Here is a 7,233-nt window from a genome sequence, read left to right as displayed (position 1 = left end):
CAAAAGTGCTATATTTTAATTAACATATATTAGTCCTTTTATCAAAACACAGAAAGAAAATTCAGCATTTATTTTCATTCCATGCAGCTTGACACAAACTTTACATAAGCTGTTTTTCAGGTGTATTTTGTTGTACAAATATTACTTTTCAATGGCAAAGCCGTTTATACAAATACTTTCTCTGGATGTGAAAAAGCGTTCTTTACTGATAAGGTGATAGCAGTTAAAAAAGATGCGTATCAAAGAAGAGAATTGAGCGGATTATTGTTAAATATGTAAATATTTTTACGCTTATTTTAGTAATTTGATAAAAAATAATGTCAATTACGTCTAAAATTAAAGTAAATTATGTACTTTTGCAAAAAGAAATAAAAGATAATTTTCAGGAAGCAATTTTACCGAGGAATACTCATTCAGCATGATTACTATTTATGTTGTGATTTGTTTCTCAAAGAGTGTAAAGTTTTGGTGAAGAAAGATATGGAATATTAATTAAACACAACTCAATTTATGAAAAAAACCTTTCTGTTCTTTTCTATTTTGGCTTCTTTTTTATTCATGTCCATTCCGCTCAGTGCACAAAGCCAAGCGAAACTAACCATGAGTTTTAATGATGAAGCCCTAATAAGTATTTTTCAGCGATTGGAAAGTCATTCCGATTACAAGTTTGTTTACGACAATGAAGAGGTGTCCAAGTATAAGGTGACATTGGATGTGACAAATGCCACAGTCCCTTCTATAGTAGACCAAGCCCTTCGTAACACAAACTTGAAGTACACTGTTGCTGGTAAACTTATCAAAGTGATGACACGATCTGCTTCTACAAATGGTTTACAAAACCCAGAAGGACAAAAGAAGCAAACCATAAAAGGATATGTCTATGAAAAAGACACCAATGAACCTGTCATTGGTGCGCATATCAAGGTGTTAGGCACCGATGTAAAGGGAGTAACAGATGTAGATGGTGCTTTCCATTTGGATGTAGATGTAAAACCGCAGACGAAGGTAGAGGTGAGCTATTTGGGTATGAAAACGGTTCAACTACCTGTGAGCAAGGAGATGAAAATTTTCTTGGTAAGTGATGTGAAAGAACTCAAAGGAGTGGTGGTGACTGGTATTTTCCGCAAAGCGAAAGAAAGTTATACAGGTGCTGTTTCTACAATTGATAGGAAACAGTTGGATATGTATCGAGGCTCCAACCTTTTGCAAACGCTCAAGAATATTGACGCATCTGTTAATTTCCCAACGAACAACTTAGCAGGTAGTAACCCAAACGTGCTACCAAACATTAATATACGTGGAACAGCGTCGTTGCCAATGAGTGTAGAAGAGTTTAACAAAAACGCCAGTCAAACGGTTAATACACCGTTGATTATCATGGATGGCTTTGAAATATCTCTTACGAAGTTAATGGACTACAATGATGAGCAGATAGAGAGCATTAACATCTTAAAGGATGCCGCAGCAACGGCTATCTATGGATCACGAGGTGCTAATGGAGTTATTGTAGTGATTACCAAACAACCAAAGGAAGGAAAGCTGAGAGTAACAGCCAAAGCAGGTTTGAGTCTTGAAATTCCAGACCTTACAAGTTATCATTTGCTCAATGCAGCACAGAAGTTAGACTTGGAAGTAAAAGCAGGGCTGTATTCTCGTGAGCGACAGAAATTACAATTGGAATATAATGAGGTATATAATAAACGTCTGAAGAATGTTGTAGATGGTATAGATACAGACTGGATACACAAACCTGTACGCACGGGTGTTGGACAGCGTTATAATGTGCAATTAGATGGTGGTGCACAAGCATTTAGATGGGCAGCATCTTTGGGATATAATGGTATAGAAGGTGCGATGAAGACCAGTAACCGACGAACTATTACTGGAGATATTACCTTATTATATTCTATAAAGAATTTGATATTCCGCAATTATACCAGTTTTGCCAGCAATAAATCGAATGAAAGTAAATATGGTTCGTTTAGTAAATATGTAGATGCCATTCCTTACTTCTCTCCATATGATAAGAATGGACGGCTTGTGCCTAATTTCCCTAATCTATTCTTAGATGAGAAGCCTTTGCCTAACCCTCTATATGACGCATCACTCAACACTATCAATTCATCGGCTTACCAAACATTCCTCAATAACTTCTCCATAGAATGGCTTATTACCGATGCCTTGCGTGTGCGTGCTAAGTTGGGTGTATCTACCGAACGTAACAATGCCGATCGATTTTTACCTGCCGAACACTCTTATTTCAATTCAAGCGAATATAACACACCAGCAGGCTTAATGCGAAAAGGTTATTATCGCTTTAGTACAGGTATGAACGATATGGTGAGCGGAAACATCACTATGAGTTATGCCAAGACTTTTGCAGAGAAGCACCAAGTGTATGTTGGCTTGGATTATAGCATATCATCAAGAACCTATACGGATTATAATTTTGAGGCAGAGGGATTTTCTAATTCAGACCTAAACTTTATGGCAAATGCCAAACAATATAAGTATCAAGGAGCACCATACGGCGATCGGAATATTGTGCGTATGGTGGGAGCAACGGGTAATGTCAACTATACTTACGATAACAGATATTATGGCGACTTTTCTTTCCGTGTAGATGGTAACTCTAAGTTTGGTAGTGAGAAGCGTTTTGCTCCTTTTTATAGTTTAGGTGCAGGCTGGAATATTCACAACGAGAAGTTTATGAAAGCCCACAAAGCCTTTAGTAACCTACGCTTAAAGGCATCGTATGGTATTTCTGGTTCGCAAGATTTCTCTGTAGAGAGTGTGAACACCACTTATCGTTATTATTCTGATAAACGTTACCTCTTATGGTCGGCTGCTGAATTGATGGGATATGGCAACCCTTCGCTGACATGGCAAAATACACGCGAAATCAATGTGGGAACAGAGATAGGGCTCTTTGAGAATCGTATCATGGCTGAAATAAACTACTATGATAAGAATACAACCAATTTGTTATCATCAATGGATATGCCTTTGAACTCTGGTTTCACGCATTATATAGCCAACATTGGTGAAATGAATAATAAGGGTATAGAGGCCTCATTAAATACTTATATCATTCGGGATTATGACAGGAAACTCAATTGGATGATAGGTGGACAGATTGTTTACAACAAAAATAAAATTATAAAGCTATCTGATGCCATTAAAACTCAAAATGAACGTTATTTGGCACAAGGAGCCGAGATAAGCAATTTATTCTATGAGGGAAAACCGCTGAATTCAATTTATGCTGTACGTTCGGCTGGTATTGATCCAAGTACAGGTAAAGAAGTATTCTACGACAAAGATGGTAAACTCTCAAAGCGATGGAATCCAAGAGACAAAGTGTATATGGGAAGTTCTGAACCTTTGTGGAGAGGTAATTTCCGTACTACATTAATGTATAAAAACTTTACTCTGAATGTTTCATTTGGTTATCATTGGGGAGGGAAGCTATACAATTCTACCTTGCTCAACAGAGTGGAGATTAGTCGTTATGATATTGCAGATAAGAATGTAGATGAACGTGTTCTCTCACAACGTTGGTTACAACCTGGCGATGTTAGCTTCTTTAAGGCAATAAGCAATGAAGGAACCAGAGCTACTTCGAGATATGTATTTAATGACCGAATGTTAGAACTACAAAATGTATCGTTACAATATCGATGGAATACTGCATGGCTACATGATAAAACGGGAATAGAATCTTTATTGTTTGGTATCAATGCTTCTAACTTAGCTTATTGGTCATCTGTAAAATTTGAACGTGGAACGGGTTATCCTTTTGCACACAATGTTCAAGGTTCTATAACATTGACATTCTAAAAAAGCATGATTTATGAAAAAGTTTTTTAGTATTATATTTATATGTGTGTTAGCTGTAGGTTCGTTATCATCTTGTAACGACTGGCTTGATGTACAGCCACAATCTCAGCAACGTGAGAAAGATATGTTTAAGTCTTACGAGGGATTTAAGAGTGCCTTAGTAGGATGTTATTCATCAATGGCATCTGCCACTCTTTATGGAGAGCGTCTTACCATTAGTGATATCGAATATTTGGCATGTTTATGGAACGAACCTGGTAAGAATACTGGAGTTCTTTGGCAACATTTGTATAAGCACGACTATAAAAATCAGCCTGTAGAGGATGATGTAAAACGTATTTATAGCGGCTTGTATAACGTTATAGCACAAGCTAATATGGTTATTAAGCATGCTGAAACAGAGGGTAGTGTTATAGCTGATGCTAAATCTCGCAATGTAATTATGGGAGAGGCTTACGCTATAAGAGCGTTCTGTCATTTTGATGTATTACGCTTGTTTGGTCAATTGCCACAGAATCCTAAGAAAAAAGTGATGCTACCTTATTCGCAAGGCACGGGTATTAACTATACTGCACCTTATTTAGATTATGAACAGTTTGTTGCGCAATTAGAAAAAGACCTTGAACAGGCAGAGAAGTTATTAGCTGGTTCTGATCCTATTCAGGAATATAACTATGATGCTTTGAATAAGATGGGAGATAATCCTGTTACGCTTGATGATGAATATATGCAGTTTCGTCAGTTTCGCATAAATTACTTTGCAGTACATGCAATCAAAGCACGTTTGTATTTGTATATAGGTAAGTTGGATAAAGCATACAAAGAAGCTCGATATATTATTGATGCCAAAGTAGCAGGTGAACCTTTTATGAAACTGTCGGGAGTAAAGGATATAAGTAACAGATTATACACATTGCCTAACGAATGTATCTTTGCCTTGAGCAATAACAGGTTAGATAAATATGTACCAGATTTGTTGCAAGGTTATAATGGTAGGGTAGATGGTGAAACTAATTTGGTTATTACCAACGAAATGCTTAATAAAGTTCTGTATGATGGAGCTAATACAACCAGTGATAATCGGTATATTAGTATTTGGAACAGAATGTCGGCAGATGTTACAGGGCATAAATATCCAAGCTTATTAAAGTATAGTTATAACATTAACGAGTATCAACGTCCTGCTATGTTATCTAAATTGATGACCAAATTGCAGTTGATGCCACTTATTCGTTTATCTGAAATGTATCTCATAGCAATGGAAACGACCAAAGATTTGTCGGAAACTAATGCGCTTTATAAAACTTATATGGCATCACATAATGTGAATGTTTCTAAGAATTTTACTTCTTTAGATGAGGTAAAAGCAGAGGTGATGAAAGATTATCATAGGGAGTTTTATGCTGAGGGGGTGATGTTTTACACTTATAAGCGTACTTTTACCAAACGATTGTTGTTTACAAGTAAGCCAATGACGGAAGACAATTATATTTTGCCTTTGCCAATAACTGAAGCTAATACGAATACTAAACCAGTAAAATGATGAGCGTATGAAAAAGAGTATATTATTTTTATTTGCAGTAACGGCAATTGTCTTTTCTTCGTGTGAGGAGAAGCTGCCATTGTATAGCGACCCACAAGCCTATCTTAACTTTGATATTCGTTATAGGGAAGATACGTTAATTAACTATTCTTTCGCATTTGCCGATAAAGGAGTCAATAAAGATACAGTATGGATTACGCTTAATACTATGGGCTATCTATCTGATAAGCCAAGGATGTTTAAGCTAAAGCAAGTACCATTTGGTAAATTGAATGCCGAACCTGGTAAACATTACCTTGGATTTGATACCAAAGAAATGGAAAAGTATTTGGTAATACCTGCTAAAGCAGTGAGTGTAGACGTACCTATTGTTTTATTTAAGCATCCATCGTTAGATAAGGGTATTTATAATCTACGTATTCAGGTTCAACCCAATGGTACGTTTATGCCTGGTTATCAAGAACAAAATTTTGTACAAATAGCTGTTACCAATAAACTTAGCCGACCATCTGAATGGAATGGCTTTATGGAACATTATTTTGGGAAATGGGGTGAAGTTAAACATAAGTTTATGATGAGAATAACGGGGTATAAATGGGACGATAAGTTTATTAGACCATTATATAAAGATCAAGCTTATGCTCGATTCTTACAGAGTAAACTTAAAAGAGCACTTGATAAGCTAAATGAGGAACGAAAGGCTAAAGGAGAATCTTTCTTGAAAGAAGACAATGGTTCGCTCATAACATTTGATGAATGACAACATTAAAAAACGAAGTACAATGAATAAGAATATTTTATTGGCAATAGCTGTGTTATCTCTGTTATCTCTGTTAATTGCATGTACAGACGATAACTCAACTTATGCTACTTCTGATAATTATATTAAAATATCAGGTATAGAGAAAGCGTACAATGCAATATCTTTCTCTGGTGACAAACTTAATATTCAGCCAAAAGTAGAAAGTTCCTTTGATTTATCAGACATGACGTATTTGTGGACGTATTATAATACGCAGGACGCTAATAGACAAAAGACGGATAAACGAGGGAGAGGTTATTATGTACAACCTGATACTATATGTAAGGTGAAAGATTTGAGTTTTCCTGTAAAGCTAAGTGATGGTGAATACACATTGGTATTTACTGCCAAATCTAAAAGCACGGGATTCTTTCAGCAGAATGTCACTTCATTGTTGACAAAGTCTTCTTTATCTCATGGATTTTATATTTGTAAGGAGAATGAAGAGGGTAATACTGATGTAGATTTGTTTTTACATACGTCAAATAAACTTATACCAGACGTTATTAAAAATACACAAGGAAAAGCATTACCTGGTAAACCTCGTGCATTTAATATCAATCACCAGTTGGGATATACTGATCCAAAAACAGAGAAAGAGGCAGCAGCTAATTTCTTGTGTATAACTACAGAGAAAGATTCGGCATATTGGATACGTGCCTTAGATTGTAAAACTATTAAAACATTATCGAACTTTAATTATGAGCAAGTTCCTAATCTTAAGCCTTATCGCATAGTTAGGGGATTCTTTACAGAATTCTTGCTTACTAATCAAGGGATATTTCATGGTTATACAGCAAGTCAGCACGGCAATGGTATTTTAGGAGAGCAAGAAGGATATGGAGCCAGTACACATGTTGTTCAAAGCGTAGGTGATCATGCTTTCATTTTAATATATTGGGCTTTACCAGAGCATAGCTTGTATATGATGGATTATAATGGTGGCTTAACGGAAGTTGTGGGTAAAAAAACTTACGTTAATGGAAAGCCAGTAATGAGACCTCTGCAAAACTCTTATCCTAAAATTTGCTCATTACATTATTTTTTT

4 protein-coding genes are annotated in these 7,233 nt (G+C 35.9%); all 4 read left to right on the top strand.

Annotated features, from left to right (window positions below):
• The first annotated feature begins 510 nt into the window (after positions 1-510).
• Positions 511-3,840, top strand: coding sequence for a SusC/RagA family TonB-linked outer membrane protein (locus tag HMPREF9304_RS00780; protein ID WP_081953618.1), 3,330 nt, complete (start codon positions 511-513; stop codon positions 3,838-3,840).
• Positions 3,841-3,853: 13 nt separating this feature from the next.
• Entirely contained in the window at positions 3,854-5,383 is a 1,530-nt protein-coding gene (locus HMPREF9304_RS00775; protein WP_081953617.1) for a RagB/SusD family nutrient uptake outer membrane protein, read from the top strand.
• A gap of 7 nt (positions 5,384-5,390) precedes the next feature.
• The gene (locus HMPREF9304_RS00770; RefSeq protein WP_036925807.1) at positions 5,391-6,143 is read left to right on the top strand and encodes a DUF4843 domain-containing protein; all 753 of its coding nucleotides are present in this window, start codon (positions 5,391-5,393) and stop codon (positions 6,141-6,143) included.
• 22 nt (positions 6,144-6,165) lie between these two features.
• The coding region (locus HMPREF9304_RS00765; RefSeq protein WP_197061621.1) for a PKD-like family lipoprotein at positions 6,166-7,233 on the top strand (1,068 nt) is incomplete at its 3' end.

Source organism: Hoylesella timonensis S9-PR14 (assembly GCF_000762405.1).
In the GTDB taxonomy this organism is placed as follows: Bacteria; Bacteroidota; Bacteroidia; order Bacteroidales; family Bacteroidaceae; genus Prevotella; species Prevotella timonensis_A.
Note: the sequence above shows the minus strand (reverse complement) of the source record. Positions and strands in the feature narration are given on the sequence as shown.

Coding starts and splice junctions, on each gene's coding strand:
- HMPREF9304_RS00775 (WP_081953617.1), top strand. CDS start 3,854: ATGAAAAAGTTTTTTAGTATTATATTTATATGTGTGTTAGCTGTAGGT.
- HMPREF9304_RS00780 (WP_081953618.1), top strand. CDS start 511: ATGAAAAAAACCTTTCTGTTCTTTTCTATTTTGGCTTCTTTTTTATTC.
- HMPREF9304_RS00770 (WP_036925807.1), top strand. CDS start 5,391: ATGAAAAAGAGTATATTATTTTTATTTGCAGTAACGGCAATTGTCTTT.